The 22,417-nt window shown below is 56.3% G+C and carries 16 protein-coding genes; 2 read left to right on the top strand and 14 right to left on the bottom strand.

Going from position 1 to position 22,417, the window contains the following annotated elements:
- Positions 1-48: 48 nt before the first annotated feature.
- The 13 genes from CFLAV_RS22050 to CFLAV_RS21990 form a co-directional block, all read right to left on the bottom strand.
- Positions 49-1,800: a hypothetical protein gene (locus CFLAV_RS22050; protein ID WP_007417061.1), complete on the bottom strand. Its 1,752-nt coding sequence runs from the start codon at positions 1,798-1,800 to the stop codon at positions 49-51.
- 5 nt (positions 1,801-1,805) lie between these two features.
- On the bottom strand, positions 1,806-2,567 hold the full coding sequence (locus CFLAV_RS22045) for an ABC transporter ATP-binding protein (RefSeq protein ID WP_007417060.1): 762 nt from the start codon (positions 2,565-2,567) through the stop codon (positions 1,806-1,808).
- 153 nt (positions 2,568-2,720) lie between these two features.
- A complete protein-coding gene (locus tag CFLAV_RS32855; RefSeq protein ID WP_007417059.1) occupies positions 2,721-4,271 on the bottom strand; it encodes a PAS domain S-box protein in 1,551 nt (516 codons plus the stop codon).
- Positions 4,268-5,545, bottom strand: a complete 1,278-nt coding sequence (locus tag CFLAV_RS37905) for an MEDS domain-containing protein (protein ID WP_007417058.1) — start codon at positions 5,543-5,545, stop codon at positions 4,268-4,270. The genes CFLAV_RS32855 and CFLAV_RS37905 overlap by 4 nt, the downstream gene beginning before the upstream one ends.
- A 99-nt stretch (positions 5,546-5,644) precedes the next feature.
- Complete coding sequence (locus CFLAV_RS22030) at positions 5,645-7,153, bottom strand: efflux transporter outer membrane subunit (RefSeq protein ID WP_007417057.1); 1,509 nt, start codon at positions 7,151-7,153, stop codon at positions 5,645-5,647.
- Positions 7,150-8,388: an efflux RND transporter periplasmic adaptor subunit gene (locus CFLAV_RS22025; RefSeq protein ID WP_007417056.1), complete on the bottom strand. Its 1,239-nt coding sequence runs from the start codon at positions 8,386-8,388 to the stop codon at positions 7,150-7,152. Before CFLAV_RS22025 ends, CFLAV_RS22030 begins: the two co-directional genes overlap by 4 nt.
- Positions 8,385-11,561: an efflux RND transporter permease subunit gene (locus CFLAV_RS22020; protein WP_007417055.1), complete on the bottom strand. Its 3,177-nt coding sequence runs from the start codon at positions 11,559-11,561 to the stop codon at positions 8,385-8,387. Before CFLAV_RS22020 ends, CFLAV_RS22025 begins: the two co-directional genes overlap by 4 nt.
- A 3-nt stretch (positions 11,562-11,564) precedes the next feature.
- Complete coding sequence (locus tag CFLAV_RS22015) at positions 11,565-12,854, bottom strand: cytochrome-c peroxidase (protein ID WP_007417054.1); 1,290 nt, start codon at positions 12,852-12,854, stop codon at positions 11,565-11,567.
- A gap of 131 nt (positions 12,855-12,985) precedes the next feature.
- Positions 12,986-13,690 (bottom strand): YoaK family protein, encoded by a 705-nt coding sequence (locus CFLAV_RS22010; RefSeq protein WP_007417053.1) that lies wholly within the window; start codon positions 13,688-13,690, stop codon positions 12,986-12,988.
- A 4-nt stretch (positions 13,691-13,694) separates the two neighbouring features.
- Entirely contained in the window at positions 13,695-15,425 is a 1,731-nt protein-coding gene (locus CFLAV_RS22005) for an NAD-dependent malic enzyme (protein ID WP_007417052.1), read from the bottom strand.
- Positions 15,426-15,439: 14 nt separating this feature from the next.
- Positions 15,440-16,885: a class II fumarate hydratase gene (gene fumC, locus CFLAV_RS22000; protein ID WP_007417051.1), complete on the bottom strand. Its 1,446-nt coding sequence runs from the start codon at positions 16,883-16,885 to the stop codon at positions 15,440-15,442.
- Positions 16,886-17,181: 296 nt separating this feature from the next.
- A complete protein-coding gene (locus CFLAV_RS37900) occupies positions 17,182-17,412 on the bottom strand; it encodes an AEC family transporter (RefSeq protein WP_040549771.1) in 231 nt (76 codons plus the stop codon).
- A gap of 81 nt (positions 17,413-17,493) precedes the next feature.
- Positions 17,494-18,561, bottom strand: coding sequence for a sulfite oxidase (locus CFLAV_RS21990; protein ID WP_007417049.1), 1,068 nt, complete (start codon positions 18,559-18,561; stop codon positions 17,494-17,496).
- A gap of 472 nt (positions 18,562-19,033) precedes the next feature.
- Between CFLAV_RS21990 and CFLAV_RS21980 the strand changes: the two genes are divergently transcribed.
- Positions 19,034-20,194, top strand: coding sequence for an oxalate decarboxylase family bicupin (locus CFLAV_RS21980; RefSeq protein ID WP_007417048.1), 1,161 nt, complete (start codon positions 19,034-19,036; stop codon positions 20,192-20,194).
- Positions 20,195-20,257: 63 nt separating this feature from the next.
- Positions 20,258-20,437, top strand: a complete 180-nt coding sequence (locus CFLAV_RS21975) for a hypothetical protein (protein ID WP_007417047.1) — start codon at positions 20,258-20,260, stop codon at positions 20,435-20,437.
- Between the two features lie 213 nt (positions 20,438-20,650).
- On the opposite strand, the gene CFLAV_RS21970 is transcribed toward CFLAV_RS21975, so the two are convergent.
- A complete protein-coding gene (locus CFLAV_RS21970; protein WP_007417046.1) occupies positions 20,651-22,411 on the bottom strand; it encodes a M56 family metallopeptidase in 1,761 nt (586 codons plus the stop codon).
- Positions 22,412-22,417: the final 6 nt, after the last annotated feature.

Genomic DNA, 22,417 nt, shown 5'->3' with positions numbered 1-22,417 from the left:
CCAGCGCGGGGCCGTCGGCTGACGGACGTTTACCGGTGCGGAAAGGTATTATTCTGCTTCGTGGGAGACAATGAGAAGGATGTCCTTTTCACGGCGTTCGAGATAGCGTCCAAGGCCGGGGAGGCTGAAGTAGTAGGACATGGCGGCAATGGCGAGCAACCCGAGGGAGAGCATCGCGTTGATTGGTCCGGCGGGGAGCCAGCCAAGCTTTTCTGAGAGAAATCCGAAGAGCGGCGGAAGGATTGCAGGAAGCATCAGGAGAGGAAAGCAGAGTTGGGTCAGCATGATGAGCAGGACAGTTTTGGCCGGTGGTTTCGCAGCTTTCATGGAACCGGCCGCCATGCGATAAGGAGCGAAGATGGAAAAGAGGTTGGCGGCGACGCTCAAGAACAGGAACATGGAGATGAGTTGCAGGCACGAGGCGAAGAGAGCCAACAAGGGCAGGTGAGCCAGGATGGTGAGCAGGACGAGCAGAACAAGACCAAGCGTGCCTACCATGGGGGCAAAGGAAAGATTCTTCGCCAGCAGAACGTGGCTTCGAGAGGCCGGGAGCAGCACCAGGGCGCGGAAACCTTCGCGGTCACAACCAAACTGGTTGAACATGAGCTGGAGCAGGCCGAAGAAGGTGAGGGCGACGGCACCGGTGCCAATAAATGGGCGGAAGCTTTCACTCATTGAGCGGGTGGCGTTTGAGAACGCTCCGCCACCGATGACTACAAGCAAGACAATATTGGTGACGAGGGCCATCTTGACTTCGGGCGCGCGACTCAGAGAACGGGAAAATGCGAGAAAAAGGGCAGTGACCTCTTCTGGCAACCAGGGGAGCTGTTTTTCGAGGAGACTATTCTGGATTTTGGCGGTGGTCAGAGTTGGGGCTTTGACTTTTACCGGTGCAGCGTTGGTCTGTCCACGGTAGAAGCGGAGGGTGGATTGATAGGCGCGGGCGAGGCCGGCAGTGCCAAGCAATAGAGCGCCAAGGGAGCCCCAGAGAGCGGGCCAGGAATCGCCGGAAGCCAATGCCATCGCGCCACCGGGCAACCAAAGTGGTGGAACGTATTTATGAGCTGATAAATAAGCGGGGGGCAGGTGACCGGGAATGCCGGTGTCACTGGATGCAGAGGAAGCTGGAGTGCCTGTAGGCGCGGAGCTGGATGCATGGTGACGAGAGTGGCCCCGGCGCATAAAGACGTTGAAGTAGAGATTGGGAACCTGGCCAACGAGCACGATCGTCATCGTGGCTATGACTATAACGTTGCGACGTTTGCGAGGGTTGATCATGACAGTCACGAGCCAGCCGCGGAGGCAATAGGTCAGGGCCGTCAACATGAATAGAAACGTCAATAGCAGAGGCAGGAGCCAGAGCATGGTGAGGCCTTTGGCCCAGAGCAGGCCGAGACAGATGCCGAGTGCGCCTGGCAGAAAAATGATGATGGAAGGAGTCAGGAGCGAGGCGATGTAGTTCATCACAAATACTCCCTGCAAAGAGACGGGTAGATGGAGGATGCGGGAAAGGTCGATGGATTCAGCGCGTTGAATTTCCACGAGGACGCCGATAAGCCAGAAAAAAATGAACATGCCGATGATGGCGTCCCAGACGAAAAGGTTGATCATCGGCGACGCTTTGGACAGTCCAAGCGCACCGCCCAGCAAGCCGGCTATCCCTGAGCCGACGAAGAGGATTATGCCAGCAATCAGGCCGAGGATTTTGAGAGCCGCGTTGAGGGCGCCACCGCGAGAAAATTGGTTGCGGCTTAAGCGCCAGCGCAACCAGATGATGGTGCTGAGTTGGGACCAGTTCATTTGATTCAGGACTCGAGCCAGCTTAGTTTTTGACTTTCGTGTTCGTCACCGCCAACAGCTTTGATGAAGGTTTCCTCCAGCGTGCCGCTTTCCCGCACCTGGGCCATGGAGCCTTGATAGACCAGTCTGCCTTTGGCGATGACGCCGACTTCCGTGCATAGTTTTTCGACGATTTCAAGCACGTGCGAGGTCAGGAACACGGTGGCACCACGTTCGACCACTCGCTTCAGGATGTCGCGCAACACGCGGGAGGCGACGGCATCGACGCCTTCAAAAGGTTCGTCGAGGAAAAGGAGTTCGGGGTTGGGGATGAGTGCCGCCGCCAAAGCGAGCTTCTTTTTCATGCCATGGGAATATTCCATGGTGAGTTTCTTTTCTTCGCCTTCGAGGTTCATCATGGTGAGCAGTTCCTGGGAGCGTTCGCGCACAATGGTTGGTGGCAGCAGATACATGCGACCGATGAAAGTGAGATATTCGCGGGCGGTAAGATTGTCGAAGAGCGCCAGATTTTCGGGCACGACGCCGATGTGACGCTTGACTTCGCGAGCTTTGGCAGTGTCGCTGACGTCCTGGCCAAGTATCGTAATCGCGCCGCTGGTGGGAGCCAGCAGGCCGGTGAGCATTTTAATGGTGGTGGATTTGCCAGCGCCGTTAGGGCCGAGAAAGCCGTAGAAGCGGCCGCGTTCGACCTGCAAGTCCAAGGCGTCAACGGCGCAAACATTGCCGAAGCGGCGAGTCAACCCCCTGGTTTCGATAGCGAAACTCATGGGGTAAGGTTAATGATTATTTGAAGGAGAGCGAGTGGAATCTGAGGTGCGTTTTGGAATGGATGGGAAGTTCGCGGCTCGTTATGATGAGAAAAGCGTTAGCCTCGTAGACTTCTTCTACTAGGAGGATCCAATGTCTCGACACTGCTCCGGTTATTGAACAGCTTTTAATTCAATCCAAAACTTGCTTCCGGAAACGCCATCCGATACACAGCCCGCTTTGCCACCCATGCGGTCCGCAGCCTTGCGGACAATGGCGAGTCCGATGCCTGTTCCTTCGTATATGGTTTCTCCGTGAATGCGTTGGAACAGTCCGAAAAGCCGGGCTTGATAGTCTGGTTTGATGCCGATGCCATTATCTTCGATCCACAAGCGGACCCGGTCTCCCGATTGTTCGGTCCAGAGGTGAATCTTTGGTTTCACTCCCGGTGCCACGAATTTAGCGGCATTGTTCAAAAGGTTGGAAATCGCCTGAGTCAGCGAGGGCTCATGGCCATGCATCATTAACAAGGGATGTTTGATGATGATTTCAGCATGGGGAGGCTGGAGCTGGGGATAGGCATGAACGATATCCGGCAGCAGTTTCTCCAAGGAGACCGGCTTTAATTCGATTTCTGTCCGGGCGAGCCGGCTAAAAGTCAGGACTTCCTGGATAAGCCGATCCATGCGCACACCACTGCGCATGATTCTATCGAGGTAATCTGTTCCCTTCTGGCCCAGTTGGGCGGAAAAGTCTTCCATAAGCACCCTGGCATATCCTTGCATGGCGCGAACGGGCGCCCGCAAATCGTGAGAGACGCTGTAGGAAAATTCCTCCATCTGGCTCAAGGCTTGCTGTAGTGAGGCAGTGCGTTCTGAGACGCGGCTTTCGAGTTCCTGATTGGCCCGGGCCAATTTTTCGTTGGCCTCCTGCAGGGCTTCTTCTGCCTGTCTGCGTTCACGAATATCCCGCGCAATTTTGGAAGCGCCGATGATTCTGCCGTCGGCATCCTTTATAGGAGACGCGGTGAGTGAAATATCAATCCTGGTGCCGTCCTTGTGTTGGCGGATGGTTTCGTAATGGTCAATGCGTTCGCCTCTGCGAATGCGGGCCAGAATGCCCTCCTCCTCGTTGAGACGTTCCGCAGGAAAGACAATAGTGATCGGTTGGCCGATGGCTTCTGCCGCGGTATAGCCGAACAGCTTCTGAGCCCCGGCATTCCAACTGGTAATGATGCCGTTAAGGTCTTTGCTGATGATGGCATCATCGGAAGATTCAACGATGGATGCGAGCAGTTGACTGGATTGTTGCGCACGCTTTTGGTCGGCGAGTTCACGGTGCAAGGTGGAGTAAAGGTTGGCATTGTCCACTGCCATGCCGGCCTGGGACGCCAGGGTGCGAAGTGTGGCCTCGGACTCGGAGGTGAAGATGTTGGGGGCGGAATGGCCGTAGAACAAGCCGCCCAAGACCTCGCCGGAGCGTGAGAAAACTGGCACGGCGAGGTAACTGCGGACGGGAAGATGTCCCTTGGGCATGCCGTGATGAGGCGCACTCTTCCCGTAGCGCGGGTCTTGCAACACATCGCCGATGCGTATCACCCTTTCGCCGCGGAAGGTGGGGCCGAAGAGCGCGGTGTTGCGGGGCATGGGAATTTTGGCGAATGCCTCGCGCGGCACCCCGGAGGGGGTATAAAGTGTGTAGGATTCGCCCTGTTCATTCTTCACGTTATAGAAAAGGAACCAAACTCAGCGCCACTCAGTTCACGACCGGCATCGACCACCGATAGGATTAAGGGCTCAAGATCGCGTTCCGAGATTAATTTTTCAGCGATTCGATTCAGAATCTCCAGAGATTTCGTGCGCTGCTGGAGGGTTTCCTCAATCTGCTTTTGCCGGGTAATTTCGCGGGTAGTCTTCGAAGCGCCGATTATTTTTCCCGTGGCATCCTTCAGCGGAGAAACCGAGAGAGAGACGTCAATAAGGCTGCCATCTTTCCGACGGCGAACCGTCAGATAATGGTCGATGCGCTCCCCATTGCAAATGCGTTTCAGGATGTCAGGTTCCTCGTTTTCCCGATCACTAGGAATCAACATGGTGATCGATTTCCCGATGGCTTCCCGGGCAGTGTAACCAAAAATTCTTTCAGCACCACTATTCCAACTGATGATGATGCTGTTTGAATCCTGGCTGATGATGGCATCATCCGAGGATTGGACGATGGCTGCCAATTGCTGGTTGGTGTAATTGTTTTCTTTGCGTCGTTCCAACTCTTCACGAAGTCGTTCCTGATTTTGCCTTTCTGCCGTGCGGCCTTGCTTGAGCCGCGAGATCATCCAGTTCACCCGCTCGGCGGCGCTGGTAATGTCCTTAATGTCCTCACTGGGAGCATTCAAATGGCTGTGACCTTTAAGCACCCGTTCGTCATGGCAAAAAAAGTTGGAGCAAATTTCGCCACCCAAAATCGCCTGTGGATGAGTGTGCAAGGCGGCCATGAGGACGTCCTGGGCGAGCCGGCTGCGGTTGTATTGACAGATGATGCGCCCGGGAAAGGAAGAGTTGAAAAGGGTATTGATGGCGGCTTCCCAATGTTCCAATTGCCTGACGTTGATGTCGGGCCCCAGCGTCCAGGTCATTTCGACGGCGAAGCGGATGCCTTTGAAACCTGAGTCGACGGCTTGCTGGACGATGCGGCGGACCTGTTGGATTTTCTGTTCGGTATTTAATTCACCTGGTTCGCGCCATTCGTTCCTGCTCCATAGCTTCAGCCGACCTTTGTTGGATTCAGTTTCCAGATCTATCCCGTGCTGCCTGAGTACGTCGGCCAATTCATCGACAGTGTGATCGTCGGCGACATAAACGAACTGCTCATTTTTCGACAGGCCTTCCTGGATGAAAGGAATGAGAGCAGGCATCTGTTCCTGGGGATCTCTGTCGTAGAGAAGGCACAGATGAGCACCCGGAGGGAGATCCAGGATCTGGTCGGTCAGTTCGGCTTGCATGTGCTTGGTACGGCTTGCTTTCTGATAATAGATATAAAACGAATTTAAGCTCTATCATTTTAACCGCACTGCGCGAAAGGGAACATATGGGGTATTCACCTACTTCGTGGGTGGGAGAGCGGATATTTTTGACGAAGCCCCATCATCCATTATCGGTTGCCATCCTCCGCCCAGTGCCTGGACCAGAGCCACGGCGGTTACAAGTTGCTGGCCGCGGAGTTGCACGACGGTCCGCTCAAGGCCGAGGACAAGGTTCTGCGCGGTGGCGACTTCCAGATAGGTAACCAGACCACCATGATAACGATCATTGGCAATCTCCAGTTGCCGGTTGGCAGATTGCAGCGCGCCGGCTTGCTCCTCGTATTCACTCGCGAGGAGGGTCTGTGCAGACAGGTTGTCTTCCACGTCACGAAACGCGGTGAGCACGATTTGACGATAATCGGCGACGGTTTCATCATAAGTTGCCTTTGTGAATCGCAGATTGGCACGCAGTGCTCCGCCTTCGAAGATTGGCAGCGTCAGGGAGGGGCCAACCGACCAAAATCGACTCGACCAATTAAACACAGTGCCGGCATTCACACTTTCAAGGCCCGCCATTCCATTTAGACGAACGGTTGGAAAAAAGGCCGCCTTGGCCACACCAATACTGGCGTTGGCGGCCGCCATGCGGCGCTCCGTAGCGGCGATATCGGGGCGCCGCTCCAGCAGTTCGGAAGGCAAACCAGGTGGAATAACGGGCGGTGTTGCCCTGAGTGCGCGTTCCGGGATTGCGAAACTGGAAGCGGGTTTGCCGATCAGCACGGCCAAGGCATGCTGGAATTGTGCTCGCTGCAAGGCAATCGCGGGCAGTTGGGCCCGGGCTGTCCGATACACTGTTTCCGCCTGCGCGACGTCCAGATCGCTGACAATGCCTCCAGCGCGACGGTCGAGTGTCAGGTCAAGTGATTTGCGGAACACTCCGATGGTGGATCGCACAATGGCGTATTCGGTATCCAGCGAGCGTAACGAGACATAGTCTGCCGCCACTTCGGCCTGGATGATCAGCTGGATGGTTCCGAGATCGTCGGCAGTGGCGGATTCCTGAGCCCTGGCTGATTCCACACTGCGGCGCACTCGCCCCCACAGGTCAACCTCGTAATTCAGGTTCAGTGGAACGAGGAAGTCATTGAACGTACTGGGCTTGCCAATGGCGTTACCGCTCAGCACCGATGGTTGGTTGGGTGAGGTACGCTGACGTGTGTATTCTCCTGAAAGTGCAACGTTGGGAAACAGTCCGGACCTGGTGATATCGGTAATCGCACGGGCCTCCTCGAGTCGGGAGAAAGCGGCTTTGAGTTGTTGATTTGCCGACGCCGCCTCGGCTTCCAGCCGGTTCAACTCTGGATCGCCAAACATCTCCCACCAATTGCCTTTGGGCAGGTGGGCCCGTGGTTCAGCCACCTTCCACTCATGATTGGTTGCACCGGCGTAAGTGGCGGGTATGCGCGTTGCCTCCGGGCGTTTATAATCCGGCCCAACCATGCAACCGCCAAGAACCAGCGTCGCTCCCATCAGGGCAAAGAGCTGGTTACAATACCATCGCACGACGTGTACGGAGGCGGATTTCATTTTGCAGCAGGGGTGGGGGGCGCTTGCGTTACACGTACGACCGTGCCGCTTACCAGAGAACCGGAAGGATTGATGATAACGCGATCTTCGAGGGTTACGCCTGAGGCAATTTCGACTGTCTGGCCAAAGTCGCGTCCAATTTGCACCTGGCGCAGCTCGACAGTGTTGTTGGTTCCCACAACCCCCACCTGCAAACCTTGGGCACGAAACAATATGGTGTTCGAAGGGAGCACCAACCTTGGGCTTGGTTTTGCACCGGTTAAACGAACCTGCCCATAACTGCCTGGAAGGATCAAGCCTTCGGAATTGTCTGCTTCGAGTTCCACTTGCAACGTGCGCGAAACCGGCGACACTGCCCTCGAGGTGGTGATGACCTTCGCTGGAAAAACCTTCCCGGGCGCTTGGGAAACCACCAACTCTGCTGATTGGCCTGGACTGACGTCGGGGGCATTGGGTTCGGGCACGCGCACGTATACACGGAGCTTCCCGGTTTGGGCCAGATGGAATAGTTCCTTGCCGCCGGCACCCGCAACAATCAAATCGCCGATATCCACATTGCGCAGTGTTATTGTCCCGTCCGAGGGCGCGATCACGCGCTGGAAGGATTTCAGGGCTTCCAACCGGCGGACATTGGCGGCAGTGGCATCGACATTGGCGGCCGCGACAGCCCATGCGGCTGATGTTTGCGCGGCTTCCTGTTCTGAGACTGCCGCCTTTTTGACAAGGGCCTGCCATCGCTCATCCGTTATCCTGGCCAGTTTGAGGTTCGCCTGGGCCAGGACAAGCTGGGCGCGCGCCTGTTCAAGCTGTTGGTCCACTTCGGGTGTATTGATTATGGCCAGCAACTGGCCTTCCTTGACCTGCGCACCGATATCCACGAGCCAGGTTTTTAGGTAGCCGCTGACTTGAGCGAAAATGGAGGCATCGAGCCAGGGTCTGACTTCGGCTGGCAGCATGAGTCCGGCAGCTGACTTACCGGGCGCGGGCGAAACGACTGCAACGGTGGTGACTGCCAACTCCTGGGTGTAGGACTTGGTTGCTTTGGCCTGGCGCCAATGGGGAATTATGCCAACAAAAAATCCAATAACGAGTAACACCGCCACCGCGCCGGCAATGAGGCCGAGATGTAAACCCGGCTTCGCAGACGATTTCGCATCCGAAGGAGGTTGATTCGGCTGTTCCGGAGAGGGCTGTCCTCCATCGGCTTTTCGTTTGCTATCTTCGGGTGAGTTCATGTTTGACGTGTTCGGCGGTATAATAGGCTGAATACCACTGGCACGAAAAACAGCGTGGTGAAGGTGGCAATTACCAACCCGCCAATGACCGAGCGACCTAAGGGAGCATTCTGCTCGCCGCCATCACCCAAGCCTAATGCCATGGGGATCATGCCGATGATCATCGCCATTGCCGTCATGAGCACCGGACGCAACCGGTCAAAGCCGGCTTCCCAGGCCGCTTTCAACGGATCCATCCCTTGTTGCAAGTTGTTTCGGGCAAAGGTCACCACGAGCACCGAGTTCGCCGTGGCCACACCGAGGCCCATAATGGCGCCCATCATGGCCGGGACGCTCAGAGTGGTGTTTGTGACGTGCAATCCCCAGATGACGCCCGCCAGTGCTCCCGTCAACGCGGTAAGAATAATGAAAGGATCGAGCCAGCTTTGAAAATTTACCACGAGCAACAGGTAGATGAGCGCCACGGCCGCCACCAGTCCGATGCTCAAGCCGGTGAAACTGGAGCGCATGGTGTTCACCTGGCCACTCACCTGTATGGTACTGCCGGCAGGCAGTTCCTTTTCTGCCTGTTTGATGAGTGGTTGGATGTCATGCAGCACCCCCCCCAGATCCCGGCCGCTTACCCCGCCGTAGACATCGATGACCGGCATAATATTGTAGTGGGAGTAAATCGCCGGGTAGTTGGTGCGCGAGTAGGCAGCCAGATTGGCAAGCAATTGGACGTTGCCCCTGCCCGGTTGACTGGCATTCACCGGCATGGATTTGAGTGCATCCAGTGAATCCATCCGGTACTGCGGCGCCATAACGTTTACGAGATATTGAATCCCAGTCCGAGGATCGAGCCAGTAAGTAGGCGTGACCTGGCTGCTGCCGGTCAGACTTAGCAACACCGCACCTGCCACAAAGCTCTCGGTAAGACCCAACTCGGCCGCCTTGGTTCGGTCGATGGCAAACTCCAAATATGGTTCATTGTCGGGTTGCTGTACACGTAGATCCACCGCCCCGGGAATGTGCGAGATCTTTTCTGCGAGTCGCGCGGCGACCTGCCGATTGCCCGTCTGATCGTGACCGAAGATTTGGATATCGAAAGGGGCGGGCAGGCCGAAGTTGATCGTCTGGGTGACGATATCCGCAGGCAGAAAATAAAAAATGTTCCCGGGAAACTCGCGGTTGAGCACGAGGCGCAAGCGCCGCACATATTCGGCGGTGGGGCGATGGCCTGGGTTTAAGGACACTAGGATATCCGCGTCCTCTGTCCCTATCATCCCGCTGGCGTTGTAACTGATGTTGATGCCCGAAACGGGCAATCCAATGTTGTCGAGCACACCTTGAAAGTCCTTGGCTGGAATCTCACGCCGGATCGCTGCCTCAACCTTGTCGACGAGTACGGCGGTCGATTCAATGCGTGTGCCTGTGGGAGCACGAACGTGCAGTGCGAACATTCCGGCATCGACCGTCGGAAAGAAATCCTGCCCCAGCAGCGGAACCAGCAACCATGAGCCGAGGCAAAAGGCCAGAAATAGTGTCGCAAAGATCATTCGATGCGCCAACACCGTCTGGAGCAGTTCACCATACCCCTGGCGAAAACGCCCAAAACCGCGTTCAAAGCGGTCCTGGATTGCCACAAATGGTCGCAGCCACGGAGCCATTGTTTTGGTATCACGCGGGACATTCGGGTCGTGTTCGTGATAGGGGTGATGCCGATAGAAATACATCACCAGCGTGGGAATGAGCGTCCGCGACAATAAATAACTGGCCAGCATGGCGAAAACAACCGCCTCAGCCAGAGGAACAAAGAGGAATCGCGCCACACCAGTCAGAAGGAACATCGGGACGAACACGATGCAGATGCACAGCGTGGATACCATGGCTGGGAGGGCGATTTCCTGCGCTCCGTCCAGGATCGCCTGCTGCAGCGGCTTGCCCTTCGCCATATGGCGATGGTCATTCTCGATCTCCACCGTTGCATCATCCACGAGAATTCCGACCGCGAGCGCCAGGCCGCCGAGTGTCATCAGGTTGATGGTTTCGCCCAACACGCTCAGCAGGGTCAGAGATGCCAGAATCGCAAGCGGAATCGAGATACAAATGATAAGGGTGCTGCGCCATGCGCCGATGAACAGCAGGATCATCGTGGCCGTCAAGGCCGCCGCGATCACCATTTCCCGCACCACACCGGAAATGGCTGCACTGACAAAGAGCGACTGGTCGGCGAATTGCTTCACTTCGAGAGCACTGGTGACGGTCTTTTGAACGCGGGGCATGGCTGCCTTCACTCCGCTCGCGACTTCAAGCGTTGATGCGCCGCCCGATTTAAACACGCTCAATAGCGCGCTGGGCACACCGTTTAGCCGGACCATGTTCTGCTGGGGCAAATAACCATCACGTACCTGCGCTACATCACGGATGTAAATCACCGTGCCCTGAACCCATTTGATCGGCAGATCATTCAGCCGATTCAGCAACCGGGGGCTGGTGTTCAAGCTAACGTCATATTCCGTCGCACCGATCTTCGCCGTGCCGCTGGGAAAGACCACATTTTGCTGACCGATCGCAGTAACAACATCCGAAGGCGCGATATTGTTCGCTTGCAGTGCCTTCAGATCAAGATCAACAGAAACCACCTTCACCTTGCCCCCAAATGGAAGCGGAATGCCGACTCCCGGAACGTTGATAAGCCCGACGCGTACCTGGTTGAGCGCCAGGTCATATATTTCCTGCTCGGACAGAGTCGGGCTGCTGATGGCGTACTGCAGAATCGGGACGGTCGAAGCGCTATACTGGAGAATCAACGGCGGAGTTGTGCCGGGCGGAAGTTGCTTCAGGATGGTTTGCGAAACGGCGGTGACCTGTGCTGCGGCTTGCGCTGGGGAAGCGCCCTGATGAAAAAAAACCTTGATGACCCCCACGCCATCATAGGAGGTGGACTCGATATGCTCAATACCGTCCACCGTGGTGGTCAGAGCCCGCTCATGAACGTAAACCATGCGCCCCTCAATCTGGTCGGCGCTCAACCCGGTGAATTGCCAGATAATGCTTATCACCGGGATGTTGATCACTGGAAAGATATCGGTCGGAGTGCGCAGCAATATAAATGGGCTGAGCAAAAACAACAGCAACGCCATCACGATGAACGTGTATGGACGCCGGAGAGCTAGGCGGACAATCCACATGATTCACGGGCCGGGCGGCGGTTGGACCGGTTTCGGGCCAAAGGCCCGGGCGGTATCGCGTTGGGGACGGTTGGTCTTTGCGATAGCGCGTTGACGGGCCAATTCTTTGGCCGCTGGTTCCTTGTAATCGTCGCTGGTCAGAGAGGCGAGAAAAGCCACCAAATCATTGATATCATCCTCGCTCAAGGCGAGGGGCTGGATGTCCTGGTCGAGGAACGGGTTTTGCACACCATCGCCCTTGTTGTAATGATCCATCGTGTCCCAAAGAGTTTCCTGTGACCCATCGTGGAAATAAGGTGCGGTCAATAACAGATTGCGGAGGTTTTGCGTTTTGAACGAAGCGATATCGGGCTGCTTCTTGGTGACCAGAAACCGGCCGAGCACGCTAAAGTCTGTCAGAATGGCGGCGCGATCGATCGCAGCTGAATTTCCAGAGTTAACCAATTTTTCAGCCTGACGTGCGAGCGGGACGACATGGTGCCTGATGATGCCAATGCCGATGTTGTGAAAGTCGTTATCCGTGAAGTTGATCAGGTTTGGCTGGTTGTCACTGAGCGCGTGGCATTTGTTGCATCGAGCCTGGGTGTTGAACAGCTTCCATCCGCGCTTTGCTGAATCGTCGATGGCGTTTGCGTCACCGGCAATGAAGCGGTCAAAAGGCGAGTTGAAGGAAAACAATGTTCGTTCATAGGAGGCAATCGCGCGCTGGATGTCTGGACCATTGGGCGGACGTCCGAATACCTTTTCAAAGTCATCCCGATATTCCTTGATGGCCTGGATACTGGCGACCGCCGCATCCATGTTTGTCTGCCCCATTTCGACCGGATTGATAATGGGCAGTTCCGCCTGTTCCTCGAACGTTTTCACCCGCCCATCCCAGAATTGTGTCTTGTTGTAGAGAGCGTTCAGAACGGTGGGGGAGTTGCGCTGGCCGGGCCGACCATGAATACCTATCGAAACCGGTCTGCCGTCCGTAAAAGCGCGTGCGGGATCATGACAAGTGGCACAGGCCACGGTTCCATCGGCCGATAATCGGCCATCGAAGAACAGTTTTTGTCCGAGCGCAATCTTCTCCGGAGTCTGCGGATTGTCTGGTGGAATGGTTGCGCGGGTTTGATCGAGCGGCAGGCCGACTTGTTGCAGAGACCTGGGTTGAGCCAACGGACCGGGTTTGGGAATAGGCGGCGGAGAGTTGGTGTCTGAGGCGGCATGGCCACAGGAAGGCATGACAAACAGTGCCAGGAAAATCGCCTTCGTACAGAGCCATGCCAAAGCCTTCGTTCGCTTCTGCATAATTGCTTGCCGCCAGCATGGTGTCCTGGCCCGTTTGCTTGTGGTGTGTCCTTGCTGCTGGCAGAAAGTAGCACTTGAAATTTCTTCCTGCAAGTTTTTGGGATTTATCTTTTTCGAGGGGGCAACTGAAATCAGTGAGCCACACGCGGCTCGCGGAATAGGATTCGTGCAGCCGAAATAGTGGCGAGAGTGACCAAGAACGGCAGGATGGGGGCGTAGAGGCGGGCATAAACCAGGAGAAGCCCTCCGGCTGTGGCGCCAATAAAAAGAGAGACGAGTATACCTGCAAGTCGCTGCCTCTCGGCCTCCGTCCTGGGCCAGTATGCGATGTCGCTCACGAGGACAATGATGGTGGCGGTTGCCGCGGTCGTAAATACGCCTTCCACATGGAGAGTTCGAACCGCCGCGCTTTGCATACCCATCGCAAGTCCCCACATGCCGAGGAGGAAATCAGTTGCCTGGGGCGTGGGAAGGCCGTGATTCGCAAACCAGACTGCGAGGAAAGTTGCATGTGGAATCAGTGATACTGCGAGGGCGATCGTGACTCGGTGCGGCCACATGCCAGAGCCGGCAGAGGGCCGGACAATCAGCATCGAAAGATAGACACCCATCGCGAAGGCCGTTATCGGAATGAGGATGGCCAAGGCATCGGGCACGATATTACCGCCTGCGATCCGTAGCCCGAGAAACACGACATTACCGGTCATAAACGCTGTGAAAACCTTGCCCAAGGCGAGAAAGCTGACGGCATCGATAGCTCCCGACGAAACCGTCAATGCGTTGAGCAGCAGGTCGCGAACCCGGAGTTGGGCTTCCTGATCGTTGATATTCTTCATGTAATCATGCTCGAACACTTCTCCGCCGGGAAGGAGCAAGGCGTGGCTGGCGCGGGAGCCGCAAGCGGCTGGGCCTCGCAGCTGCTTTGGGCGGGGAAACCGGCGCTTCCTCCTCATATTCCGGCTGATAAACCTGCTTGCGGATAAATGCCACCATGTCGGCAGACGGACGCGGCACCCTGGCCAGGCCGGAGTTGAAGATCAGTTTCGCCACTCGTGCCGCAGTCTGGATTTCAGTTTCGAGAATGTTCGCCTGCAACGGGTACAGGAGGCCTTGCTTGAGCAGTTCAGGCGGCACCTGGTCCGCGACGGCCTGGCCGGCTTCGATGAACATCTCATCTGTCACTCGTTTTGCCTGCGTGGCAAAAATCGCCATGCCAATCGCCGGGAAGATATAGAAGTTGTTTGCCTGCCCCGGCAGAAAGGTCTGGCCATTGTAATGAACCGGCGGGAACTGGACACCGGCGGCGTAAATCGCCTTGCCCTTCGACCAGGTGTACGCCTGCTCGGGTGTGCACTCGGCCCGGTCGGTCGGGTTTGACAACGCAAGAATCACAGGGCGTTTATTGATGCGCGACATGGCTTCAATGACCGCTTGCGTGAAAGCGCCGCCGACGGTGCTGACTCCGATGATCGTGGTCGGCTTGATGCTCTCAATCGCGGCGACGAAATCCCGCGTCGGCACATGCGGATGGGCATATGGCCTCTGAAAATCAACGAGGTCCCTCCGGCTCGACTCGATCAGGCCATTGATGTCGAACAGATATACCTTGGAGCGCGCTTGTTCGAGCGTCATGCCTTGCTGAACGAGCGCGGAACAAAGCAGGTCGGCGAGTCCAATGCCAGCCGAACCCGCGCCGAGGAACAAAAATGTTTCATCCTTCAGCTTCGAGCCTTTGATCTTGCACGCATTGATCATCCCGGCAAGGGTGATCCCGGCCGTGCCTTGCACGTCGTCGTTATAGACGCAATACCGGTCGCGATACCGCTGGAGCAAATGCACCGCATCCGTGCCCGTCCAATCCTCGAAGTGGATGCAGCACTTCGGAAACACCTCTTGCACTGCATCGACGAATTCATCCACAAACGAATAAAGCTCCGCAGTCGGCGGGCGCGTTCTGCGCATCCCCAGATACAAGGGATCGTGCAGGTATTGTTCATTGTTGGTGCCTGCGTCGAGGTACATGGGGAGCAGGTATTGCGGCGGCACTCCGGCACAGGCGGTGTAAAGTTGCAACTTGCCGATGGGAATGCCGGCGCCGTTTGCTCCGAGGTCACCAAGGCCGAGAATTCGGCCGCCATCGGTGACGCAGATGAACCGGACATCCTTCTGCGGCCAGTTTTTCAAGACCTGCTTCACTTTGCCGCGGCGCGTAATCGAGAGATACATGCCACGCGGCCCGCGGTAGATGTGGCCGAACTTGAGACAGGCCTCGCCGATGGTCGGATCGTACACGATCGGCAAAAAGCGCGCCGGGTCCGACATGACGGTCCGGTAGAAGAGTGTCTCGCTGTGGTCGAGCAGGTTCATGAGGTAAATGTAGCGCTCAAGGTCCGTGCTCTGGTGGCTGAGTTGCAGCAGGACGCGGCGCAGTTGCAGGTCCTCGGTTTCGGTAACGTCGGGCACGAGGCCAATCAGGCCGAACTTCTGTTTTTCGGCTTCGGTAAATGCTGTAGATTTATTGAGCGATGGGTCCTGGAGCAATTCCACTCCGCGTTTATTAATATTTTTCATATCGATTGTCTTTGTTAATGGCTTGCTGGCTCGAGTTCGCGATTGAGCTCTGGTTGCCTGGCAATCGCGACGTACGGCCTGACCATCTTCGCCGGATCGACAACGCGGTCGAACTCATCCTCCGTCACGAAGCCGAGCTTGAGTGCGGCGTCCTTCAGGGTGAGGTCATTGTTCATCGCGTAGTGGGCAATCTGGGACGCCTTGTCGTAGCCAATGACCGGCGAGAGCGCCGTCACCAGCATCAGGGAGCGGTCCACATACTCCTTGATCTTTTTCAGATTCGGTTTTGTCCCCTCGATCAGGAATTTGCGGAAGTTTGTGCACGAATCGGCCATGATCCTGATGGAGTGAGTGACGTTGTAAATGATCAAAGTCTTGTAAACGTTCATTTCCAGGTAGCCGCCTGCGCCACCGAAGCCCACCGCCGCATCGTTTGCCATCACCTGCACGGCGACCATGGTCAGTGCTTCGGCCTGGGTGGGATTTACCTTGCCTGGCATGATTGACGAGCCCGGCTCGTTTTCCGGAATCATTAACTCGGCGAAGCCGGCTCGCGGACCGCACGACATCAGCCGGATGTCGTTGGCAATCTTGTAGAGCGACACGGCCAGAGTGCGCAGCGTGCCGGAAAGCTGCACCTGAGCGTCGTGAGCGCCCTGAACCGTGAACTTGTTCGGCGCGCTGACGAAGGGCAGGCCTGTGAGTTTTGCGATTTCGGCGGCTGCTGCTTCACCGAAGCCGGGCGCCGAGTTGATGCCGGTGCCCACGGCGGTGCCGCCGAGCGCAAGGCGGTAGATACCTTTCAGAGCATCCTCAATTCGCTCGAGATCGTCCGAGAGCATGCCCGCATAACCCGACCATTCCTGGCCGAGGGTGAGAGGTGTGGCATCCTGCATATGTGTGCGACCGATCTTGACGATGTCTTCCCACGATTCGACCTTCGCCAGAATGGCATCACGCAACGCCTTCACTGCTGGGATTAATCGCTGCTTCACATTAACCGCCGCGGCTATATTCATGGCGGAAGGAAACGAATCGTTGGACGACTGTGACATGTTGACGTCGTCATTGGGGTGGACCGGTTTCTTACTCCCCAATGGTGTCCCGGCGAGCTGGCAGCAGCGGTTGGAAATCACCTCGTTCACATTCATGTTGAACTGAGTGCCGCTGCCAGTCATCCAGACATGAAGCGGAAACATGTCCTCATGCTGGCCGGCAAGGATTTCATCACAGACCTGCACGATCAATTTGTGGCGCTCGTCGTCGAGTCGCTGGCCGGCATGGTTGGCATTGGCGGCGGCTTTCTTAAGAGTGGCGTACGCGCTGATCATCTCGCGCGGGATCAGGTCCTGGCCGATGCTGAAGTGCTCAAGCGAGCGCTGGGTCTGGGCGCCCCAGAGTTTATCGGCGGGAACATCTACCTCGCCGAGGCTGTCGGTTTCTTTGCGAATGTCTGGCATTTTGCTTTTCCTCCGGTGATATGAAAGTGCCCACTAGGCTTCGGCGACAATCCATCTCCTCTTTGCAATCCAAAATCACCATTTCCCGGTTTCTGCCAATCGTCAAAATAAATCGGGTCGATAACCATCGGGTGAACACCCACTTTGGCGGAAATGTTTGGGCCATCCTCGGTTTATTATGAGATGGCTCCAAGAGGCTTCTGGCAGCAGCGCCAGGGTGCTGTCATAATTTGTGTGATACCGGGTGGTGAATATGCTCAGGTTATTCGCACCTTCGCAATGAAACATAGGGTGTCCTAATGTAAGTGGCTGAGAAGAATGATCCATCCCGCCAGTGTGATGATACCAAACAGAGTGCTCGCAATGAGACTCGAGCTTGCCACATCAGGAATTGCTTTGAAATTTTCACCGAAGAGAATGCCAAAGAAGCCGCAGGGAAGAGCACTGAGTAGGAATACGTATCGGGTTTGTTCCAGAGGCAAGCCCAACAGGAACGCGACAGCAAGACAGAGAGCCGGTTGGATCACATTTTGACCATGAAAGCCCCGCCGACACTCCAGTTCAGATTAAACGCATGGCGGCGAAGTTCAACCGGATCGACCTCGCTCCTACCGAACTTCGACGTTAATCGGCAGAAGATGATTAATCATGTAAGCGCCGCGATCGGGATCGTGCTCGGCAGGTTGCGTGCGACCCTTTGAATCAGTGGCCCGGGCAATGAGTATTCGCTTTTCGGCAGTTGCGGGCGTTTGCCAATCGAATTCCCAAAGCCGCCAGGCGTTCGGCTTCGCCTCGTCGAGTTTCGTTTCGTTCCAGGTCGCGCCGCCGTCGACAGTAAGCTCGACTTTGGCGACCTCTCCCTCTCCGGTCCAGGCAGCGCCACGGACACGCACTTTCGAATTTACCGGAACCGTTTCGCCCTCCATTGGTTGCGCGATCTCTGATTTGATTGGCATCTTGCGCAGCGGCTCGAGCTCAGGGTTGCCGTGGACACGCTTCCAGAACGCGTAATCCAAAGTTTGGTAATAACCGTTGAACGGTCGATCGATCACGATGACGCGCTGCAACCATTTGACCGACGCAACCGCGTACCATCCGGGCACAATCGCGCGCACGGGAAAGCCGTGTTCGGCTGGAAGGTCGACATCGTTTATTTTGTATGCGAGCAACGCATCCTCGCGCGCCTTCGCCAGTGGAATGCTCCGCGCAAAGCACACCTTGCCATGCGGCCCTCCCGCCAATTCGGCCGGACCCTCATCGGCCCCTTCGAGAATCACTTCACGCGCAGCCTGCTTCACGCCGGCACGATCGAGCAGGATTGACAAGGGAACTCCGGTCCAATTTGCGTTGCCGACGGCGCCCAGTCCCCACTGGACGCCTGACACTTTGGGTTCGAGAAAGATTCGGGAATTGCCGGCGCACTCCAGCAGCGCCGCAACCCTTTTCGATGCGAGTTTGGTCAATTCGTCGAAGTTGAGCTCGAAGGCTCTTTCGACTTCGCCTTCAACCCGCAACCGCCATTTGGTCCTGTCGATCTTCGGTATTGCGTAATGCATCCGTACGTAAAACAATTCCGTCGGCGTGATAAAGCCATCGAGTTTTTCGAACGGCATCTCAAGATTGAGCGGTTCTGCACTCCGGACAATTTTCCCGTTGCGTATCTGTTGATCATTCATGTTTTGGAGCTTTCAATGAGGTTTTCCCAATATGTTCTTGTGAAATATGGATCAGGTACGGTTGATCCTGATGGGCCATAACTCATCTCCTCTTTGCGATCTGATCTCTCTTTTTCTCCGCTTCCAAACCTCCCATGAAAAGCCAGATTGATAACAGTGGGGTGAACACCCGTTTTGGAGGAAGTTCGGGCCAGCTTCACGGAATGATTCTGGTGGGATCGTAAGGGTATAACCCCATGTGGTGATTTTTGCGGATGGGACTGAGAGGCATTACGGTTCAAAAGCGTCTTGGTGGCTTTTCGCAAGGAGGAAGTTTGTGCGGGTTCGTGGAAGCTGCACTGGTCTTGTTTCAAGTTCTGTCCAGACGCATCGGACAGTTGGCCCAGGACGTCTTGGGGCATCCCGTGAGGCCGGAACAGTCGATAATTTCCAGACAAGGTGTGCGAAAAATAACAAAGAAAAGGAGACGATTATGATCCAGACAAAGCAAGATGTTGCCAACGGGCCACAGCCAATCCGCGGTGATAAGGGGGCGCCCATTATGGGGCCTCGGAACGTGCCGTTGGAGCAAGAAAATCCCGACATGCTGGCCTCGCCAGACACTGACGCTGGCACAATCCCGAACCTCAAGTTCTCCTATGCAATGGCGCGCAACCGTTTAACGTCAGGCGGTTGGGCACGTGAGGTGACGGTGCGTGAACTGCCGGTGTCGACGAACATGGCGGGGGTGAACATGCGATTGAAACCCGGCGGCATCCGTGAGCTGCATTGGCACAAGGAGGCCGAGTGGGCGTATATGCTTGCTGGCCGTGCCCGGATCACTGCTGTCGATGCACAGGGACGAAACTTCATCGACGACGTCGGTGTGGGAGATCTATGGAACTTCCCCGCAGGCATCCCGCATTCGATTCAGGGACTCGAAGAGGGCTGTGAGTTTTTGCTGGTTTTCGACGACGGCAACTTCTCAGAGAACGAGACTTTCCTCATCACCGATTGGTTTGCGCATACGCCACGGGAGGTATTGGCCAAGAACTTTGGCGTGCCCGAGTCCGCTTTCGCCAACATTCCAACAGACACGCGATGGATTTTTGCTGGAGAGGTGCCCGGCCCTATCGCCGCAGACACGGTGAAATCTCCGGCGGGGGAGGTGCCGGTGCGATACAGCTATCGGATGCTGGCGCAAGAGCCGATAAAGGTTGCGGGAGGCCAGGTACGCATTGTGGATTCACATAATTTTCCCGCCGCGAGCACAATAGCGGCGGCGTTGGTCGAGGTCGAGCCGGGTGGATTGCGTGAGTTGCACTGGCATCCGAATACCGACGAGTGGCAGTATTACATTAACGGCAGTGGTCGGATGACCGTCTTTGCGTCAAGTGGGAAAGCGCGTACGTTCGATTATCAGGCGGGTGATGTGGGCTATGTGCCGTTTGCGATGGGCCACTACATTGAGAACACGGGCAGCGAGACGCTACGTTTTCTGGAAATGTTCCGCAGTTCTTATTTTGCGGACGTGTCATTAAACCAATGGATGGCGCTGACCCCACCGAAGCTGGTAGAGGCCCATCTCAACCTGGACCAAAAGACGATGGCTGTCCTTTCCAAGAACAAGCCTGTCATTGTCGGGCCGCTGTGACCTTGATTTGGCAATCAGCCTTTTTAAGGCAGCGAGTGCCGCCATATAACATTCCTTAAAAGAATGTCGGAAACGGATCTAGTGATTGGCGGCGAGATTGACCTGCAAGTGAACTGGCAGTTTGATCGTTATATCAACTCTTACGCAGGTTATTCCCACTTCTTTCATGGCGCGTTTATCGCCGAAACCGGCCCACACAACGACGTTAATTTTGTCTACGCCGCGCTGACCTTCACATTCTAAATCCTTCTGGATCGCGTTATCGGATAACCACTCAATCCGGGGGAAACCGCTGTGGGTGAGTTGGTCAGGTGCCGCATATCATCTGCATTGGGGCTTGGCGCGTGGAGTGGGTGGGGTGGTTTACATCGCGAGCCCCCTCATCTGTGTCTTCTCCCCGAGGAAGAGAAGATCGATCGGTTGGAGGCTTGGATTGGGCGGCCTCTTTACGGTTCTCTATGGCTTATCGCTTGTCTTAAACGTGCAGGCCACCGGTTCCAGTGGCACGCCGGCGGCGCTCTGGAAATTCTTATTATCCGCGTCGTTGAGACTCAGTCGATAAGTCTTCCCCGGCTTGAGTTCGACCGGTAGCACGCAGGTCTTCTTGTCCTTGGTCCAATAAAAATTCTTTCCTTCCGGGGCCTTGGGGAAATCGGCACCATCGTCACTCACGGTGCACCACGAACAACCCCCGCCCATCGGAACGTCGAAGGTGACACGCACTTCCGTCAACGTCGGGCTGACATTTTGTGCTTTGTTGGACGGTTCGATGCGGACCACCTGTGGCACGAGTGTCCTGGCCGTGAGCGCATCGCTGGCCCCTTGTGTGGTGAAATAGATGGCGGAGGGCGGGGCGGCCATACCGGTCGCGCTGCGAAAATTCTGGTAACTTGTGGAGTTGATGCCCATCCGGTAGTAGTGCCCGGATTCGAGTTTCACCGGCAGGACACAAGTGCGCTTGTCGCGCCATTTCGCCCGCTTGCCTTCAGGTGATTGAGGAAAGTCCGGGCCGCCGCCGGTCCATGACATTCCGCGCCCCATATCCTGATCGAACGTGACCGTGATCTCGGTCAGTGCAGGGTCCACATCCTTCGCCCCGATCAAGGGTGAAGTGGCGACGATCTTCGGCGGCGCGGTTTCAGCGCCGGTTCTGGCAGCGGACGGTTTATCGGCGGTCTGCGCGTCCGTCAGCGTAAGTAATCCCAGGCCCACTATCAGGAGCCCCGCCAATGCGGTGCCTCGCTTCGCTTTTTGGTGTTTCGTGATCATGTTGATTCTCTCCTTCATTTGTTGTTTGTCCTCGACGATTCCCGCCAGGCTCGGCACCCGCAGAGAATCCCCAAATCCCTCCAGCAATTTGACTATGGTGCGGCCGTACGGCTTGTAGTCCGCTTCCTCCACATGTGAAAGCGCCAGCGCGTCGCAAGCCAGTTCGCGATCCACGCGCATCCGGGAAAACGCCAGCCACACCAGCGGATTGAACCAGTGCAGGATTTGCAGCCAGGCCATCAACCACCCCAAAGGAATATCGTGGCGCTTCACATGCCCCAATTCATGCAGGAATACGTGGCGCAGTTCATCGAGGGAAAAGCCGCGCGTGAATCCTGGCGGCAAAAGCAGCCGTGGGCGCAAAAAACCAAACAAACACGGGCCGTCCACCGCTGCCGTCTCCACCAGCGCCACCGGCACATGCACGCCCATTACTTGTTTGCAGTCCTCCAACAAGTTCATCACCTGGGAGTCAATCAAAGGACGACATTGCGCGATGCGCCGTGAAAGCCGGTAGTGCGTGCCCATCAGGTAAAGCGCCAGGGCGAAAGCGCCCGCCGCCCAAACCAGCGCGAGCCAGGCGGGGTTAACCCTGAATCTCGGCGCGACGGCGGCTGGAGTAATGGCAACTTGCGGCGGAGTGCTGCCTGCCAGGTCGGAGGTGGCCGTTTGGAGGGCCGGAGAATCTGCCGAGCTGGAAGTTGTCCTCAGGCCGGCGATGGCCATAGAAGCCCTGGAGAAATTAATTAAATTGAACAAACTGAACATGGAGGGAATGGTCCAGGGGAGCGCCAACCGGAGCACCACCAGCAGCCAGAGCCCGTGGCGCCAACGCGGACTGAGCCGCTGGCCGAAGGCCCACTGCACGGTCAGCACCAGCACAATGAGTGCGGCGGCCTGCCAGGAAGCTTTGAGCAACATGGATTGGTAATCGATGACCGCTTGCATGCTTCC

Source organism: Pedosphaera parvula Ellin514 (assembly GCF_000172555.1).
GTDB lineage: Bacteria > Verrucomicrobiota > Verrucomicrobiia > Limisphaerales > Pedosphaeraceae > Pedosphaera.
The sequence above is the reverse complement of the archived record's forward strand: the minus strand, read 5'-3'. Positions and strand labels throughout refer to the sequence as shown.

Excerpts from the sequence above, each read along its gene's own strand:
- CFLAV_RS21990 (WP_007417049.1), bottom strand. The coding sequence starts at position 18,561 with ATGAATGATCAACAGATACGCAACGGGAAAATTGTCCGGAGTGCAGAA.
- CFLAV_RS22020 (WP_007417055.1), bottom strand. The coding sequence starts at position 11,561 with ATGTGGATTGTCCGCCTAGCTCTCCGGCGTCCATACACGTTCATCGTG.
- CFLAV_RS22010 (WP_007417053.1), bottom strand. The coding sequence starts at position 13,690 with ATGAAGAATATCAACGATCAGGAAGCCCAACTCCGGGTTCGCGACCTG.
- CFLAV_RS22025 (WP_007417056.1), bottom strand. The coding sequence starts at position 8,388 with ATGAACTCACCCGAAGATAGCAAACGAAAAGCCGATGGAGGACAGCCC.
- CFLAV_RS22030 (WP_007417057.1), bottom strand. The coding sequence starts at position 7,153 with ATGAAATCCGCCTCCGTACACGTCGTGCGATGGTATTGTAACCAGCTC.
- CFLAV_RS22005 (WP_007417052.1), bottom strand. The coding sequence starts at position 15,425 with ATGAAAAATATTAATAAACGCGGAGTGGAATTGCTCCAGGACCCATCG.
- CFLAV_RS22015 (WP_007417054.1), bottom strand. The coding sequence starts at position 12,854 with ATGCAGAAGCGAACGAAGGCTTTGGCATGGCTCTGTACGAAGGCGATT.
- CFLAV_RS37905 (WP_007417058.1), bottom strand. The coding sequence starts at position 5,545 with ATGCAAGCCGAACTGACCGACCAGATCCTGGATCTCCCTCCGGGTGCT.
- CFLAV_RS21970 (WP_007417046.1), bottom strand. The coding sequence starts at position 22,411 with ATGCAAGCGGTCATCGATTACCAATCCATGTTGCTCAAAGCTTCCTGG.
- CFLAV_RS21980 (WP_007417048.1), top strand. The coding sequence starts at position 19,034 with ATGATCCAGACAAAGCAAGATGTTGCCAACGGGCCACAGCCAATCCGC.
- CFLAV_RS22045 (WP_007417060.1), bottom strand. The coding sequence starts at position 2,567 with ATGAGTTTCGCTATCGAAACCAGGGGGTTGACTCGCCGCTTCGGCAAT.
- fumC (WP_007417051.1), bottom strand. The coding sequence starts at position 16,885 with ATGCCAGACATTCGCAAAGAAACCGACAGCCTCGGCGAGGTAGATGTT.
- CFLAV_RS21975 (WP_007417047.1), top strand. The coding sequence starts at position 20,258 with ATGTCGGAAACGGATCTAGTGATTGGCGGCGAGATTGACCTGCAAGTG.
- CFLAV_RS22050 (WP_007417061.1), bottom strand. The coding sequence starts at position 1,800 with ATGAACTGGTCCCAACTCAGCACCATCATCTGGTTGCGCTGGCGCTTA.